Raw genomic sequence first — 13,986 nt, 5'->3', positions numbered from 1 at the left:
AAGCGGGCGGTCGCGCGGCTAAGGGCGGCGGCATGATCCTGGTCGTCGACAATTATGACAGCTTCACCTGGAACCTGGTCCATTACCTGATGGAACTGGGCGCGGAGACGCGGGTGGTGCGCAACGATGCGCTGAGCGTCGACGAGGCGATGGCGTCCGGGGCGGCGGGGTTCCTGATTTCACCGGGGCCGGGAACGCCGGACGACGCCGGCATTTCGCTGGGGCTGGTCGCCGCCTGCGCGGAGGCGGGGCGGCCGCTGCTCGGCGTCTGCCTTGGCCATCAGGCGATCGGCCAGCATTTCGGCGGGCGGGTGGTGCGCGGCGGACTGATGCACGGCAAGACCTCTCCGGTCGCGCATGACGGCAGCGGCGTGTTCGCCGGCCTCCCCTCTCCATTCACCGCGACGCGCTATCACTCGCTGATCGTCGACGGGCTGGCGCCGCCGCTGGTCGTCAACGCGACCGCGCCGGACGGCAGCGTAATGGCGGCGCGGCATGAGAGCCTGCCCATCCACGGCGTGCAGTTCCACCCGGAAAGCATCGCCACCGAGCATGGTCACGCGCTGATCGCCAATTTCCTGCGGATTGCCGGGGTGAGCGCGGCGGTCGCGGCATGACCGTCACGACACGGCTGCCCGACCCGACGACGCCGCTGGATGCCGAGACGGCGCGCGCGGCGTTCGACGCGATCCTTGACGGGCGCTGTGCCGACGACGCCGTCGCCGCCTTTCTGGTCGGCATGACGGTGCGCGACGAAACCAGCACCGAGATCGCCGCCGCCGCGCGGGCGATGCGGGCGCGGATGATTCCGGTTTCGGCCCCGGCCGGGGCGATCGACGTGTGCGGGACCGGCGGCGACGGCGCCCACAGCCTGAATATTTCCACCGCCGTCGCCATTGTCGTCGCGGCGTGCGGCGTGCCGGTGGCCAAGCACGGCAACCGCGCCGCTTCGTCCAAGGCCGGGGCGGCCGACACGCTGGAGGCGCTGGGCCTGAACCTGGCGCGCGCGTCGGAACTGGCGGAGGAGACGCTGGGCGACATCGGCATCGCCTTTCTGTTCGCCCAGACCCACCACCCGGCGCTCGGCCGGCTGGCGCCGGTGCGGCGGGCGATCGGGCGGCGGACGATCATCAACCTGCTCGGTCCGCTCGCCAACCCGGCGCGGGTCACCCGCCAGCTGATCGGCGTCGCGCGGGTCGATTACCTGCCGACGCTGGCCGGGGCGCTCGACCAGCTCGGCGCCGAAGCGGCACTGATCGTGTCCGGCGAGGAAAGCCTGGACGAACTGTCGATCGCCGGGCCGAGCCGGATGGTCCAGCTTGGCACGTGCGGCAGCGCCACGGTGACGGTGATGCCGGAGGACGCCGGCCTGCCCCGCCACGGGCTGGACGCGATTCGCGGCGGCGACCCGACATTCAATGCCGCCGCACTCGGCGCACTGCTGACCGGCGAGGCCAGCCCGTATCGCGACGCCGTGCTGCTGAACAGCGCCGCCGCGCTGATTGTCGCCGGCCATGCCGCGACGCTTGCCGAGGGCGCGGAGGAAGCGGCCGAGGCGATCGACCGCGGGCTGGCCAAGGCGCTGCTCGACTGCTGGATCGAAACCTGCCGATGACCGACATGCTCGACATGATCTGCACCACGACGCGGGCGGAGGTTGCCCGCCGCAAGGTCGCGCGGCCGTTCGCCGAGCTGGACGCGGCGATTGCCGGGCAGACGGCGCCGCGCGGCTTTCGCGCCGCGCTCGACGCGATGCCGGGCCACGCGCTGATCGCCGAGATCAAGAAGGCCAGCCCGTCCAAGGGACTGATCCGCGCCGATTTCGACCCCGCGGCCCACGCCCGCGCTTATCAGGCGGGGGGCGCCGCCTGCCTGTCCGTCCTGACCGATACGCCGTATTTCCAGGGCCATGCCAGCTATCTCGTCGCGGCACGCGCCGCCTGCACCCTGCCGGTGCTGCGCAAGGACTTCATGGTCGACCCGTGGCAGGTGGTGGAGGCGCGCGCGATGGGCGCCGACGCGATCCTGATCATCGCCGCCGCCCTCGATGACGGGCAGATGGCGGAGATAGAGGCGGCGGCGATCGAGCACGGCATGGATGCGCTGGTCGAAGTCCATGACGCGGCGGAACTGGAGCGGGCGCTCAGGCTCCAATCGCGGCTGATCGGCGTCAACAACCGCAACCTGCGCGACTTCTCGGTCGATTTCGAACGGACCTATGCGCTGGTCGGCCGGGCGCCGGCCGGCTGCACCTTCGTCGCCGAAAGCGGCCTGGGCAGTGCCGCCGACCTTGACGCAATGGCCGCCCACGGCGTGCGCTGCTTTCTGGTCGGCGAAGCGCTGATGCGCGAGAGCGACGTCGAGGCGGCGACGCGGCGGCTGCTTGGCCGGTAGGTTTTCGCGGCGGCGCCACGCCCACGCTTGACGCCGGGGCCAATGTTTCCTACACGTTCTCCGTTCGTTCCAGCGGAGATGCCCCATGCTGACGCGCAAGCAACATGAACTGATCTGCTTCATCCACGACCGGCTGAGCGAAGGCGGCGTGTCGCCCTCGTTCGAGGAGATGAAGGAGGCGCTGGAGCTGAAATCCAAGTCCGGGGTCCACCGGCTGGTCAATGCGCTGGTCGAGCGCGGCTATCTCCGCCGCCTGCCCAACCGCGCCCGCGCGCTGGAGGTGCTGCGCGTGCCGGAACGGGCGAAGAGCACCGGTACCGCGCGCCCGGCGCCGACCCCACCGCCGATCGCCGCCAACGACGTGCTGGAGATTCCGCTGCACGGCCGCATCGCCGCCGGCCTGCCGATCGAGGCGCTGGAAGGGCAGAGCATGCTGTCGGTGCCGGCGGCGCTGCTCGGCAATGGCGAGCATTACGCGCTGGAGGTATCGGGCGATTCGATGGTCGATGCCGGCATCCTCGACGGCGACTATGCGCTGATCCGCCGGGCGGACAGCGCGCGCGAGGGCCAGATCGTTGTCGCGCTGATCGACGACAGCGAAGCGACGCTGAAATATTATCGCCATGAAGGCGCGATGGTCCGGCTCGACCCGGCGAACCGCGCCTATGACCCGCAACGCTACCACCCCGACCAGGTCCGCGTGCAGGGCCAACTGGCCGGGCTGCTGCGCCGCTACTAAACGCTCACGCGGTGGCCCGCCGCGACGCAGGCGTCGGCGCTGGCGTGCCCCCGGACGAGATGACCGGCGCGGCGGGGCGTGGAGTAGCGAGGCGTGGAGTGACCGGGCGGCGCCCGGCGGTGGCTGCACTTGACCACGGCTGTTACCGGCACCGGAGGATTTAGAACCGGCCGTCACGGAAGCAAGTGCCGCCGACAGCATTGCGGCGATGCTGGTCCGCGCTGTCGTCCGCGCGAGGAAGCGGTGCTGTCCGCACGGTTCAACGGCCTATTGCGGATTTCGGGTGGTAATTGCCGTGTGCCCGGTGGCGCGTTTGCAACGACGACCTGTTCAGCAGGCGACGGCTATTGCTTGCCCGACACCGGGCACGGCGCGCCGCACCGGGGAAAGGCCCCAGCTTAGGTACGGAGACCACCGCCCCTGTACGGGGTGTAGCGGTTGATTGCCCGCGCCTCCTCCCGACGATACCGGACGGTATCGGACGGATGGGTAGGCGCGACGCATACCGGCGGCGGGTGACCCGCCCGGCCCCCCACCGCATGTCCAGAAGCGGCGATTTCGGTTTGCCGTACAGCCCCCCTGTCGACGGCCCCGACCGCGCGTGCTTCCCGGCTTCGGGGCCATGCATCGCGGCGCGGCCATTCGCAGGGGCGCGCAGGAGGGGGCGCAGGCTGGGTGTGAAGCGCAGCCTGCGCGTGGCCGACGGGTGGATGGCTGTCGCGGTGCCGGCACCGGACGGCGACCGGGCGGCGTTCATCGCCCCGGCTTTCAGCGCGCATGGATTTCGGCCGGCAACACCGCCGCGCACAAGGACGGTGCGACGTTGGTCTGCGAGGCAACCCCATATCACGCGCGGTTGGCGGCGCCAGGTGGCTGGCGGCGGGCGGATGGCACAGGTTTGGGGGGTGACCGTGCCAGGCGCCCTGCGCCCTGGTGGCAGACTGACGCCCGATAATCGCGTGATGGCGATCCGTGGCTGGCGGACCAGCGTGCGCGGCAGCGCGTGGCCATACTGATGCGGGCGGGGTGGACACAGCGTATAGCAGAAGGGCGGCCCCTTGCGGGACCGCCCTTGCCGATGGTTATCCGTTCATCCGGCTAGCGGACGCAGATGTTACTTGCCGAACACCGCATATTGTTCGTTGCCGACAAAGCCCATCTTGGTCACGCCCGAGCGCTTGACCACGGCCAGAACCCGGTCGACGACCTCGTAGCGGGCCTGCGGATCCGGCTGGATGTGCAGTTCCGGCTCCGGCGTCATGACCTTGGTCCGGTCGAGATACTGGCGCAGCGTCACCAGGTCGATCGGCGAACCGTTCCACAGCACGACGCCACGGGCGTCGATGCTGAGCTGGTTCTTGTCCGGTTCGACCGGCGGCGGGTTCTTCTGGTCCGAATTGGCCGGAAGATCGATCTTAACCGCGTGGGTCTGGATCGGGATGGTGATGATGAACATGATGAGCAGAACGAGCAGGACGTCGATCAACGGCGTCGTGTTCATTTCCATCATCGGGGAGCCGTCGTCGCGGCCACCGCTCATTGCCATGTGTCGTTACTCCTTGGCAGCCGGTTCGTCAGAGACGCGCGACAGAGCCGCCCGGCGGCGGTTCGGAAATGAAGCCGACGCGCGCGAAGCCAGCCCGCTGCATCGTGAAGATCGTCCCACCGATGCACCGGTAGGGCGTGTTCACGTCGCCGCGAATATGGACTTCCGGCAGTTCGAGACCAGGCGCGTCAGGGCCGCCCTGCTTCTCGATCTCCAGCCGCAGCTTGTCGACCGCGCGATTAAGCAGGTCCGTCGAGTCCACCCGCGTCAGGTTCCAATAAACCTCGCACGCACCGGTATCGCTGGCCTTGACCGACAGCGAGACGTTTTCCGGCTTCGTCGTGGTCGGATCGAAACGCACGTCGGGCAACTTAACGTCAACCGACTGGATCACAACCGGCACGGCGATCAGGAAGATAATCAGAAGCACCAGCATGACGTCGACGAGCGGCGTCGTGTTGATGTCTGACATCGGCACGTCTGTATTTTCGCCGACAGAGAAAGACATAGTCTAGGATCCTATCCGTCACATTCTTATCGCCCGCCCGCGAACGGGCGGAGGGGGCGGGTGCCGGGCACCCGCCCCTTTATACGATCAGGCCTTCGGCGGCGTGTTGCCCGGCGCAGCCGGACGGGCCGGGGCAGCGGCGGCCGGACGAGCCGGGGCGGCAGCCTTGGCCGCGACCGGGCGGACGTTGCCGCTGGAGCTGAGGTAGCTCTGCACGTCGGACGCGAAACCGGCCAGATCCTCGGCGATCACCTTGTTGCGACGCTGCAGCCAGTTGTAGGCAAGCACCGCCGGAACGGCGACGACGAGACCGAGCGCGGTCATGATCAGCGCTTCACCGACCGGGCCGGCAACCGCGTCGATCGACGCCTGACCGGCGAGGCCGATCTTGATCAGCGCGCGGTAGATGCCGACCACGGTCCCGAACAGACCGATGAACGGCGCCGTCGCACCCACGGTGGCGAGGAACGGCAGACCGCCGCCTTCGAGGCTGGACGAAACCAGAGCACGGCTGCGGCCGAGCGCGGCGTCCATCCAGTCATGAGCCTCGATCGAGCTGTCGGTCAGCTTGGCGTGCTGTTCCTGCGCCGCGATCGCGTCGTCGACGATCTGGCGATAGGCGGAGTTCTTCTCCAGCTTCGCCGCGCCGTCCTTCAGGTTGGTCAGGTTCCAGAAGCTGGCGCGGACACGCCGGGTCTGGTTGAGGATGCGCTGCTGTTCATAGAGCTTGGTGAACAGGATGTAGAAGGAGAAGACCGACATGACGACCAGGATAACGAAGGTCGCCCAGGCGATGATACCGCCCTGCTGAAGCGCCGGGACCAGGCCGTACGGGTTCTCCCCCGCGGGGGCGGCCGCGCCGGCGGCGGCCATGAGCTGGATCAACATATTGCTTTCCTCACAAGTGCTTATGTCTGTTGAGCATCAAAGCCAACCTGGCCCGCCGGGCCAGGTTGGCCGGTCGTTATTTCGGCAGCACCCACCGCACGCGCCGCGACGACGTCGAGCGAATGGGATTTCCCGCCTGATCGAGCGCCGCCTTGTAACGGCCGCGACGGGTGATCAACCTGCAAGCGGCATCATCCAGTTCCTTGGAACCGCTTGAATCCGTCACGTGGCAATTTTCCACGCGGCCCTGCTCGTTGATTTCCCAGGCAATGGCACTGGTGCCCTGCTCCTCGCGACGCTGGGCGCCGGGCGGATAGTCAGCATCGGTGATCCAGTTCGCCGGATTACCCGAAGCAGCCGCAGCCTTGCTGATCGCCGGAGGGGGTGGCGGAGGCGGCGGAGGCGGCGGTTTCGGCGGCTCAGGCCGCGCGACCGGCTGGGTGAATATGACCGGCGCAGCGGTCACGGTTGGCGCCTGCACGATCGGCGGGGGCGCAACCACCGGTGGCGGCGGAAGCGGCTGGTCCGGCGGCGGCGGCGGCGGCGGCTCTTCAGGTGGCGGCGGCTCATCCGCGACGTCAAAGGTCTTCAGGTCCTCCTGGACCTTCTTAATCACGTTGAACGCGAGACCCGTGACGAACGCATAGCCGAGGACAGCGTGAAGAAGCAGGACGACGACAATCGCCCCGATCTTGCCGCCACCCATTTTCTGGTCAGCGTAGGCCATTCAGAAACGACACTCCCTCTTACCCCTGCCACGGCCGCCGCATCAGCGCGACCGCGACGAAATTGGCAACAACCCCGGTCCGCCCTGCATTATGATCTCATCCGGCGGAGGCGGGTTGTCTATCGCGCAACAACGTCCGAACGCAAACGCTTTGTCCCTCCTTTGAGTATCGCAGTTGGTTATGGCAGTAATGCTGCACCGCACCGCCCGGAGCGGACGGAGACGGCGGAGGACCGATGCGCATATTGACGACCCTGGCGCTGCTGTTGGCAGCAACCGGCACACATGCCGCCCAAATGACTGATAAACAATCGGTTAACGTCGGCGTTGAGGCGCCGCGCTACACCTATGCCGACCTGGCCGATCTGGCCCTGGCCGCCCCGATCGTGCTGTCGGGGACGGTGACGAAAACCGTCCGGCTGAAGGGTGAACAGGCGGCCGGAACACCCCCCGGCATGGCCCGGCTGTACGTGACCGTCACCGTGACGACATTGATTCGCGGGGCCAATGGTATCCCTTCAACCATAAACTATCTCGTCGACCTGCCGCTCGATTCGCGGGGCCGGCCGCCCAAGCTGAAAAAGGCGCCGGTCATCCTTCTCGCCGCCGGGGCGCAGGGCGCCGACCTGCGCCTCGTCGCCCCGGATGCGCAACTGCCCTGGGCGGCGGAAACCGAGGCGACGCTGCGCGCGATCCTGAAGGAAGCGACCGCGCCCGGCGCGCCGCCGCCGATCACCGGTGTCGGCAACGCGTTCCACGTGCCCGGCAACCTGCCGGGGGAGAGCGAAACGCAGATTTTCCTGCGGACCGCCGATAACCGGCCGGTTTCGCTCAGCGTCTTGCGCCGGCCCGGCACGGCGCCCGGCTGGTCGGTCGCGCTGAGCGAGATCGTCGACGAAGCGGCGGCGCCGCCGCCCCCGGCCAGCCTGCTCTGGTACCGGCTGGCCTGCGGCCTGCCCCGCGCCCTGCCGTATGGAGCGCTGGCCGGCGCCGACCCGGCACAGGCGGAGATGATTCGCGCCGACTATCGGGTGGTGATCCGCCAGCTCGGCCCGTGCGAGCGCAACCGCCAGCGGGACTAAGCCCGCGGCCCGTCCAGGCGCCGCCGGTCAGCGCGCCTTGCCGAGGTGGATGAAGTCGCGGTCGAAGGCGGTCAGACTGGCGCCGCCGTCGACGAACAGGATCTGGCCGGTCGTCGATTCGGCACCGGCGAGAAAGGCGACCGCGTCGGCGACATCCGCCGGACTGGACAGGCGGCCGAGCGGCATCATCGCCGCCAGCCGGTCGACCTGTTCCGGCACATAATCGGCGGTCGGCAGGGTCAGTCCCGGCGCGACGCCGCACACCCGCACCGCCGGTGCCAGCGCGCGGGCCAGGGTGCGGGTCATTTCCGCCAGCAACTGCTTCGACAAGGTGTAGGACAGCTGGTCGCGGTGCGGGTTGACGATGCGTTCGTCGAGGATGTTGACGACGGTCAGCGGCGCGGCACCGCCGGCCATCGCCGCCAGCGCCAGGGTCAGCGCGAACGGCGCGACCGCGTTGACCGCCAGATGGGCGTTGAGGCCGGCGCTGGTCGCGGTGCCGGCGTCATCTTCCTCGAAACGGGCCGCGTTGTTGACCAGCAGCGTCGGCGCCATGCCGAAACGGGCGCGCACCTGTTCGGGCAGCGCCGCCACCGCCGCCGGGTCCGCCAGATCGGCGGCGAAGCGTTCGACCGCGACGCCGGCCGCGGCGATCCGTTCGGCCAGCCCCGGTTCGAACCCGCCGTCGCCGCTGGCGTGCAGGGCCAGCGCATAGCCGTCCTCCGCCAGCCGCCCGGCGATCGCCGCGCCGAGCCGGCGGCAGCCACCGGTGACCAGCGCCAGTTTCATGGCGCGTGCCGGACCATCGTCAGCCCGATCGATTCGCCGTTGTGGGAGATGGCGAGCTTGACGATCTTGACCGAGACGCGGCGGACGCGCGGGTCCTGCAGGAACAGGGTGTCGGCGATGTGGTCGGCGATCGATTCGATCAGCCCGAAATGGACGTCGCGCGGGATCGCTTCCGTCACCGCGCGTTTCAGGTCGAGATAGTTTTTCGACGCGGTCAGCGGCGTGTCCGGCGCGAACCGGTCCGGGCAGCGCAGGTCGGCGGTGACCGAAATGCGCAGCGGCTGAGGCAGCTTGGTTTCTTCCGACAGGATGCCGGTCAGCAGCGCGATGCTGATGTCGCTGACCTCCAGGCGCAGCAGGTCTTCCGCAGTCTCGATCATTCGCGTTCCTCTTTGCGGCGGGCGATGCGGACGGGCGGCCGGATTCACGCTTCCCTTTCGCCGACGCGGCGCTAGAGCGCGATCGGTTCCCACGTTTCCCCGACCTGAAAAGGCTCTAGAGCGCGCGGCGCCGGGCGTCCATGCCCCGATTGTGAAGGTTCCTGCCATGGTTTCCATCGTGCCGCTGTCCGCCATTCCCGACGCGGAGGTCGAAGCGCTGCTCGACCGCGCGTTCGGCGCGGACCGGCACGGGCGAACCGCCTATCGCCTGCGCGCAGGCACCCGCTGCATCCCGGCGCTGAGCCTGGCGGCGACCGACGCGGCCGGGCGGTTTCTGGGCAGCGTGCAGAGCTGGCCGGTACGGCTGGACGACGACCCGCTGGTCATGGTCGGCCCGGTCGCGGTCGAGCCGGCGCACCAGCAGCACGGCATCGGCCGCGCGTTGATGACCGCGCTGATCGCCGCCGCCGACGCCAGCGCCCTGCCCGGCGCCGACGCGCTGATGATGATCGGTGACCCGGAATATTACGGCCGCTTCTTCGGCTTCACCGCCGATGCGACCGGCGGCTGGTCGATAGACGGCCCGGTCGAACGGCGGCGGCTGCTCGCCCGGCTGCGCCCCGGCCGCCGCGTCGCCGCCGACGGCGCGATCCTGCCCCGCACCGACGCGCCGGCCGGCTGAGCGGTTGCATCCGGGGGCGGCGCGGCTATGGCTGGGGCATGTCCAGCCAGCCGCCCCTTGCCGATCTTGCCGGCCTGTCGCTTGCCGAGATCGCCCGCCTGGCGGAGGCGCGGCGCCTGCCGCCGGTCGACAGCTGGAACCCGACGCATTGCGGTGACAGCGAGATGCGGATCGCCAGCGACGGCACCTGGTACCACCAGGGATCGCCGATCGGCCGCCCGGCGATGGTCCGGCTGTTTTCGACGATCCTGCGCCGCGAGCCGGACGGCGGCTATGTGCTGGTCACCCCGGTCGAGAAGCTGGACATCGCCGTCGACGACGCGCCGTTCGTCGCGGTCGAGCTGAAAAGCGAGGGACAGGGCCGCGACCGGCGGCTCGCCTTCCGGCTGAACACCGGCGACGGCGTTGTCGCCGGGGCGGAACACCCGCTGCGCTTCGCCGAGACCGGGACGGGGCCGCGCCCCTACCTGACGGTGCGCGGCGGACTGGAGGCGCTGGTCGCCCGCGCGGTCTACTACGAACTGGCGGCGCTGGCGCTCGACGATGGCGACGCCCTGCCCGGCGTGTGGAGCGACGGCGTGTTCTTTCCGTTCCCGACGACATGATCGCCCCCGCCTCATCGCTTGCCGACCGTCTGGCAGCCGCTCTGGCGACGGCGCACGATCGCGACGTCGCGCTAATCGCCAGCGACACGATGGATCTGGTCGCCGGCGCACCGGCGGCGCCGGTGCCGGCGGCGGTGCTGGTCGCGATCACCGAACGGCCGGACCCCGGCGTCATCCTGACCCGGCGCACCGCGACGCTGCGTCAGCATGCCGGGCAGATCGCCCTGCCCGGCGGGCGGATCGACCCGACCGACACCAGCCCGGTCGCCGCCGCGCTGCGCGAGGCGGAAGAGGAGATCGCCCTGCCCCGTACCGCCGTGTCGGTGATCGGCACTGTCGACCCTTATCGCACGATCACCGGTTTCGACGTGACGCCCGTCGTCGGCGTCGTCCCGCCGGACCTGCCGCTGCACCCGAGCGCGGCGGAAGTCGAAAGCTGGTTCGAGGTGCCGCTCGCCTTCCTGCTGGAGCCGGGCAACCAGACCGAGCTGAGCGCCGAATGGCGCGGGCGGACGCGGCATTACCACGAGATCATCTGGAACGGGCACCGGATATGGGGGGCGACGGCGGCGATGCTGGTCAATCTCGGCAGGCGGCTGGCATGGCCGATCTGACCCTGCCCGACGCGCCCTGGCGCCACCGGCCGGGGCTGGACCGGCTGCTCGCCACGCTCGATGCCGGCGCGGGCGAGACCCGCTTCGTCGGCGGGGCGGTGCGCGACACGCTACTGGGGCTGCCGGTCGCCGACCTCGACCTGGCAACGCGGCTGCGGCCGGAGGACGTGCGCGACCGCATCCGTGCCGCCGGGCTGAAAGCGGTGCCGACCGGCCTTGCCCACGGCACGATCACCGCGGTGCTGGACGACGGACCGGTCGAGGTGACGACATTGCGCCGCGACGTGTCGACCGACGGGCGCCGGGCAACGGTCGCGTTCAGCGACGACTGGCGCGAGGATGCGGCGCGGCGCGATTTCACGATCAACGCGCTCTATGCCGATCCGGCGAGCGGGGCGCTGTTCGACTATTTCGGCGGCGAAGCCGACCTCTCCGCCCGGCGGGTCCGCTTCATCGGCGACCCGCTGACCCGGATCGCCGAGGACCATCTGCGCATCCTGCGCTTCTTCCGCTTCCACGCCCGCTTCGGCGACGGCGCGCCGGACGCCGAGGGCTATGCCGCCTGCGCCGAACGCGCCAACGACCTGATGGCGCTGTCCCGCGAACGGATCGCCGACGAGTTGCTGAAGATGCTGGCCGGGCACGACCCGGCCGCGCCGATCGCGCTGATGCGCGCGCGCGCGATCCTGACCCCGGTGCTGCCGGAGATCGACGAATGCGGCGAACAGCGGCTGGCGGCGCTGGTCGCGGCGGAAGCGGCCGCCGGCATCCCCCCCGACCGCGTCCGCCGGCTGATCGCGCTGCTGCCCGGCGACCCGGCCGCCGCCGACGCGATCCTCGCCCGGCTGAAACTGTCCAACGCGATCCGCAAGCGCGCCGCGCTGGTGCTGGCCCCCTGTGCCGAGACGGTGCCGGAACGGATCGGCTACCGGCTGGGGCGCGAGGCGGCGATCGACCGGCTGCTGATCGGCGGGGAAACGGATGCGGCGGTGGCGCTGACCGGCTGGCAGCGCCCGGCATTGCCGATAGGCGGCGGCGCGCTGGTCGCGCGCGGGCTGAGCGCCGGGCCAGCGGTGGCGCGGGCGCTGCGCGAGATCGAGGAACAGTGGGTGGCGGAGGGCTTTCCCGACGCGGCGCGGGTCGCGGCGATCGCCGACGCTGTGGTCAGGCGGACGGCGGAGTAACCAGACCGGGCCGGCGCGGCGACGGGCGTTCGCGCCAGTAGGCCCATGCCTCATCCGCATTGAGGGCACGGGCATAGTAATAGCCCTGCCCGCGTGTACAGCCGAGCGCGCCGACCAGTTGCGACAGCTCCAGCGTTTCGATGCCCTCGGCGATGGTTTCCATGCCGAGCGCCTGGGCAAGCGACAGGATAGCGCGGACGATCGCCGACTTGTCCCGGTCGACCAGCATGTCGGTGACGAAGCTGCGGTCGATCTTCAATATGTCGATCGGCAGCCGCTGGAGCAGCGCGAGGTTGGAAAAGCCGGTGCCGAAATCGTCCATCGCGATCGTCGCGTCGAGGTCTTTCAGCGAACCGAGCGTCTGGGCGGCGCGGTCCGGGTCGGCGATGATCGCGCTTTCGGTCAGTTCCAGCACCAGCCGTTCGCCGCCGATGCCGTGGGCGGCGAGCGCGGCGGCCACCGCCGCCGCGACATTGTCGCTGACGATCTGAATCGGCGAAATGTTGACCGCCATCGAGATCGGCAGCGGCGCGCCGGCCTGCCGGTCCCAGTCGGCAAGGGCGCGCAGCGCGCTGTCCAGCGCCCAGCGGCCGAGCGGACGGATCAGGCCCGATTCCTCTGCCACCGGAATAAATTCATTCGGGGGCACGTCGCGCCCGTCGACCTGCCAGCGGGCGAGCGCCTCGAACCCCGAAACGGCGCCGGTGGCAAGATCGATCAGCGGCTGGAAGGCGAGGCTGAGCGCATCCTGCTCGATCGCCCGGCGCAGTTCGGTTTCCAGCGCGAAACGGTGCGCGGCAAGATTGGAGGCCGAAGAACGATAGACCTCGAACCGGCCGCTGGCCTTGGCCGCCTTGACCGCGAACTGGGCGCGGCGGACGGTTTCGGCCAGGTCGCAGCGCGGGTCGAACAGCGCGCCGCCGACCGCGCAATCGATGCTGATCTCCAGTTCCGACAGGCGGCACGGATCGGCGAAAATGCCGGCGATGCGCCGGGCGATATGTTCGGCATCGGCGATGCCGTTGTTGAGACGGACCAGAAGGCCGAATTCATTGCCGCCGGTGCGGGCGATGACGTCGCCGGCGCGCAGCACCGCCATCAGCCGCCGGGCGACGGTGATCAGCAGTTCGTCGCCGGCGATCGGCCCGATCGATTCGTTGATCCGGCTGAATCGCCGCACGTCGACGATCAGTACGGCATGGTCGGCGTGATCGTCGCCCTCGTCGATCAGTGCCTCGATCCGTTCGTTGAAACCGGCGCGGTTGGGCAGGCCGGTCAGCGCGTCATGCAGCATTTCCAGCCGCAGCGTCTTGTGCGCCTGGCGCTCGCTGGTCCGGTCGATCAGGGTGATCAGGCCGCGCGGCGCCGGCGCGTCCAGCGTGTGTAGCCGCGACAGCCGCACCTCGAACTGGCGGCCGACAACCTCGTCGCCATCGACCCAGTCGAGCATCTGAGTCTCGTCCGTGCCGGCGAGGAAGGCTTCCATTCGGGGGCCAAGCCCGCTGCGTGCGACGATGCCGCGCCCCTTGCCGGCGGGATCGGCGGCATCGAGCACCTGGAAAAGCCGATTGCTGACGCCCAGTTCCGGCGCAGCGCCGCCGGTCTGGATTATCACCGCCGCCGCCAGCGGCATCGCATCGAGAAACAGGCTGCGCGCCCGCATCAGCTTGTCGCGCAACACCGGCGGCAGATCGGCGACGCCGACGCTGTCTTCCGTGTGATCCATCGGCGGCTGGATACCGTATTTTCGGTTCGGACGCATCAAAAACGCCCTAGGCCACAACAGGTTAATGCAAAGTCAACCGGAACGGCGCGGTCCCGTGCCGGGCTGAAACACCCGCCCGGCTA

Annotated in this window: 16 protein-coding genes; 9 read left to right on the top strand and 7 right to left on the bottom strand. The window is 69.7% G+C overall.

From position 1 onward, the window contains the following. The first annotated feature begins 32 nt into the window (after nucleotides 1-32). The 4 genes from ACMT1E_RS02295 to lexA all read left to right on the top strand — a co-directional run bounded on the left by ACMT1E_RS02295 (nucleotide 33) and on the right by lexA (nucleotide 3,133). Entirely contained in the window at nucleotides 33-617 is a 585-nt protein-coding gene (locus tag ACMT1E_RS02295; protein WP_414901992.1) for an anthranilate synthase component II, read from the top strand. Further along, complete coding sequence (gene trpD, locus ACMT1E_RS02290) at nucleotides 614-1,615, top strand: anthranilate phosphoribosyltransferase (protein ID WP_414901991.1); 1,002 nt, start codon at nucleotides 614-616, stop codon at nucleotides 1,613-1,615. Before ACMT1E_RS02295 ends, trpD begins: the two co-directional genes overlap by 4 nt. Beyond that, nucleotides 1,612-2,394, top strand: a complete 783-nt coding sequence (trpC, locus tag ACMT1E_RS02285; protein ID WP_414901990.1) for an indole-3-glycerol phosphate synthase TrpC — start codon at nucleotides 1,612-1,614, stop codon at nucleotides 2,392-2,394. The genes trpD and trpC overlap by 4 nt, the downstream gene beginning before the upstream one ends. 85 nt (nucleotides 2,395-2,479) lie before the next feature. Next, nucleotides 2,480-3,133, top strand: a complete 654-nt coding sequence (gene lexA / locus ACMT1E_RS02280; protein ID WP_414901989.1) for a transcriptional repressor LexA — start codon at nucleotides 2,480-2,482, stop codon at nucleotides 3,131-3,133. A 1,114-nt stretch (nucleotides 3,134-4,247) separates the two neighbouring features. Here lexA and ACMT1E_RS02275 read toward each other — a convergent pair. The 4 genes from ACMT1E_RS02275 to ACMT1E_RS02260 all read right to left on the bottom strand — a co-directional run bounded on the left by ACMT1E_RS02275 (nucleotide 4,248) and on the right by ACMT1E_RS02260 (nucleotide 6,802). Then, nucleotides 4,248-4,679 carry an ExbD/TolR family protein gene (locus tag ACMT1E_RS02275; protein ID WP_414901987.1) on the bottom strand — a complete coding sequence of 144 codons (432 nt, stop codon included), beginning with the start codon at nucleotides 4,677-4,679 and terminating at the stop codon, nucleotides 4,248-4,250. A gap of 28 nt (nucleotides 4,680-4,707) precedes the next feature. Then, nucleotides 4,708-5,187, bottom strand: a complete 480-nt coding sequence (locus ACMT1E_RS02270; RefSeq protein ID WP_414901986.1) for an ExbD/TolR family protein — start codon at nucleotides 5,185-5,187, stop codon at nucleotides 4,708-4,710. Nucleotides 5,188-5,274: 87 nt separating this feature from the next. Next, entirely contained in the window at nucleotides 5,275-6,075 is an 801-nt protein-coding gene (locus ACMT1E_RS02265; RefSeq protein ID WP_414901984.1) for a MotA/TolQ/ExbB proton channel family protein, read from the bottom strand. Nucleotides 6,076-6,151: 76 nt separating this feature from the next. Next, nucleotides 6,152-6,802 carry an energy transducer TonB gene (locus ACMT1E_RS02260; protein WP_136161110.1) on the bottom strand — a complete coding sequence of 217 codons (651 nt, stop codon included), beginning with the start codon at nucleotides 6,800-6,802 and terminating at the stop codon, nucleotides 6,152-6,154. 296 nt (nucleotides 6,803-7,098) lie between these two features. Here ACMT1E_RS02260 and ACMT1E_RS02255 point away from each other — a divergent pair, with 296 nt between their 5' ends. Continuing rightward, complete coding sequence (locus ACMT1E_RS02255) at nucleotides 7,099-7,884, top strand: hypothetical protein (protein WP_414901983.1); 786 nt, start codon at nucleotides 7,099-7,101, stop codon at nucleotides 7,882-7,884. A 27-nt stretch (nucleotides 7,885-7,911) separates the two neighbouring features. On the opposite strand, the gene ACMT1E_RS02250 is transcribed toward ACMT1E_RS02255, so the two are convergent. Both ACMT1E_RS02250 and ACMT1E_RS02245 read right to left on the bottom strand, forming a co-directional pair. Continuing rightward, nucleotides 7,912-8,673, bottom strand: coding sequence for an SDR family oxidoreductase (locus tag ACMT1E_RS02250; protein WP_414901981.1), 762 nt, complete (start codon nucleotides 8,671-8,673; stop codon nucleotides 7,912-7,914). Continuing rightward, nucleotides 8,670-9,053 (bottom strand): dihydroneopterin aldolase, encoded by a 384-nt coding sequence (locus ACMT1E_RS02245; protein ID WP_414901980.1) that lies wholly within the window; start codon nucleotides 9,051-9,053, stop codon nucleotides 8,670-8,672. The genes ACMT1E_RS02250 and ACMT1E_RS02245 overlap by 4 nt, the downstream gene beginning before the upstream one ends. 166 nt (nucleotides 9,054-9,219) lie before the next feature. Between ACMT1E_RS02245 and ACMT1E_RS02240 the strand changes: the two genes are divergently transcribed. Genes ACMT1E_RS02240 through ACMT1E_RS02225 form a run of 4 tightly spaced genes read left to right on the top strand, consistent with a single transcriptional unit; the run spans nucleotide 9,220 to nucleotide 12,138 of the window. Next, complete coding sequence (locus ACMT1E_RS02240; RefSeq protein ID WP_414901978.1) at nucleotides 9,220-9,735, top strand: GNAT family N-acetyltransferase; 516 nt, start codon at nucleotides 9,220-9,222, stop codon at nucleotides 9,733-9,735. Nucleotides 9,736-9,773: 38 nt separating this feature from the next. After that, the gene (locus ACMT1E_RS02235; RefSeq protein ID WP_414901976.1) at nucleotides 9,774-10,340 is read left to right on the top strand and encodes a DUF1285 domain-containing protein; all 567 of its coding nucleotides are present in this window, start codon (nucleotides 9,774-9,776) and stop codon (nucleotides 10,338-10,340) included. Beyond that, a complete protein-coding gene (locus ACMT1E_RS02230; RefSeq protein WP_414901975.1) occupies nucleotides 10,337-10,954 on the top strand; it encodes a CoA pyrophosphatase in 618 nt (205 codons plus the stop codon). Before ACMT1E_RS02235 ends, ACMT1E_RS02230 begins: the two co-directional genes overlap by 4 nt. Continuing rightward, complete coding sequence (locus ACMT1E_RS02225; RefSeq protein WP_414901974.1) at nucleotides 10,942-12,138, top strand: CCA tRNA nucleotidyltransferase; 1,197 nt, start codon at nucleotides 10,942-10,944, stop codon at nucleotides 12,136-12,138. Before ACMT1E_RS02230 ends, ACMT1E_RS02225 begins: the two co-directional genes overlap by 13 nt. Here ACMT1E_RS02225 and ACMT1E_RS02220 read toward each other — a convergent pair. Beyond that, nucleotides 12,119-13,900: a putative bifunctional diguanylate cyclase/phosphodiesterase gene (locus tag ACMT1E_RS02220; RefSeq protein ID WP_414901973.1), complete on the bottom strand. Its 1,782-nt coding sequence runs from the start codon at nucleotides 13,898-13,900 to the stop codon at nucleotides 12,119-12,121. The genes ACMT1E_RS02225 and ACMT1E_RS02220 overlap by 20 nt on opposite strands. Nucleotides 13,901-13,986: the final 86 nt, after the last annotated feature.

The organism is Sphingomonas flavalba (assembly GCF_047553045.1).
Taxonomy (GTDB): Bacteria; Pseudomonadota; Alphaproteobacteria; order Sphingomonadales; family Sphingomonadaceae; genus Sphingomonas_L; species Sphingomonas_L flavalba_A.
This window is presented reverse-complemented; position numbering and strand designations above follow the sequence as displayed.

Excerpts from the sequence above, each read along its gene's own strand:
- ACMT1E_RS02295 (WP_414901992.1), top strand. The coding sequence starts at position 33 with ATGATCCTGGTCGTCGACAATTATGACAGCTTCACCTGGAACCTGGTC.
- trpD (WP_414901991.1), top strand. The coding sequence starts at position 614 with ATGACCGTCACGACACGGCTGCCCGACCCGACGACGCCGCTGGATGCC.
- trpC (WP_414901990.1), top strand. The coding sequence starts at position 1,612 with ATGACCGACATGCTCGACATGATCTGCACCACGACGCGGGCGGAGGTT.
- lexA (WP_414901989.1), top strand. The coding sequence starts at position 2,480 with ATGCTGACGCGCAAGCAACATGAACTGATCTGCTTCATCCACGACCGG.
- ACMT1E_RS02275 (WP_414901987.1), bottom strand. The coding sequence starts at position 4,679 with ATGGCAATGAGCGGTGGCCGCGACGACGGCTCCCCGATGATGGAAATG.
- ACMT1E_RS02270 (WP_414901986.1), bottom strand. The coding sequence starts at position 5,187 with ATGTCTTTCTCTGTCGGCGAAAATACAGACGTGCCGATGTCAGACATC.
- ACMT1E_RS02265 (WP_414901984.1), bottom strand. The coding sequence starts at position 6,075 with ATGTTGATCCAGCTCATGGCCGCCGCCGGCGCGGCCGCCCCCGCGGGG.
- ACMT1E_RS02260 (WP_136161110.1), bottom strand. The coding sequence starts at position 6,802 with ATGGCCTACGCTGACCAGAAAATGGGTGGCGGCAAGATCGGGGCGATT.
- ACMT1E_RS02255 (WP_414901983.1), top strand. The coding sequence starts at position 7,099 with ATGACTGATAAACAATCGGTTAACGTCGGCGTTGAGGCGCCGCGCTAC.
- ACMT1E_RS02250 (WP_414901981.1), bottom strand. The coding sequence starts at position 8,673 with ATGAAACTGGCGCTGGTCACCGGTGGCTGCCGCCGGCTCGGCGCGGCG.
- ACMT1E_RS02245 (WP_414901980.1), bottom strand. The coding sequence starts at position 9,053 with ATGATCGAGACTGCGGAAGACCTGCTGCGCCTGGAGGTCAGCGACATC.
- ACMT1E_RS02240 (WP_414901978.1), top strand. The coding sequence starts at position 9,220 with ATGGTTTCCATCGTGCCGCTGTCCGCCATTCCCGACGCGGAGGTCGAA.
- ACMT1E_RS02235 (WP_414901976.1), top strand. The coding sequence starts at position 9,774 with ATGTCCAGCCAGCCGCCCCTTGCCGATCTTGCCGGCCTGTCGCTTGCC.
- ACMT1E_RS02230 (WP_414901975.1), top strand. The coding sequence starts at position 10,337 with ATGATCGCCCCCGCCTCATCGCTTGCCGACCGTCTGGCAGCCGCTCTG.
- ACMT1E_RS02225 (WP_414901974.1), top strand. The coding sequence starts at position 10,942 with ATGGCCGATCTGACCCTGCCCGACGCGCCCTGGCGCCACCGGCCGGGG.
- ACMT1E_RS02220 (WP_414901973.1), bottom strand. The coding sequence starts at position 13,900 with ATGCGTCCGAACCGAAAATACGGTATCCAGCCGCCGATGGATCACACG.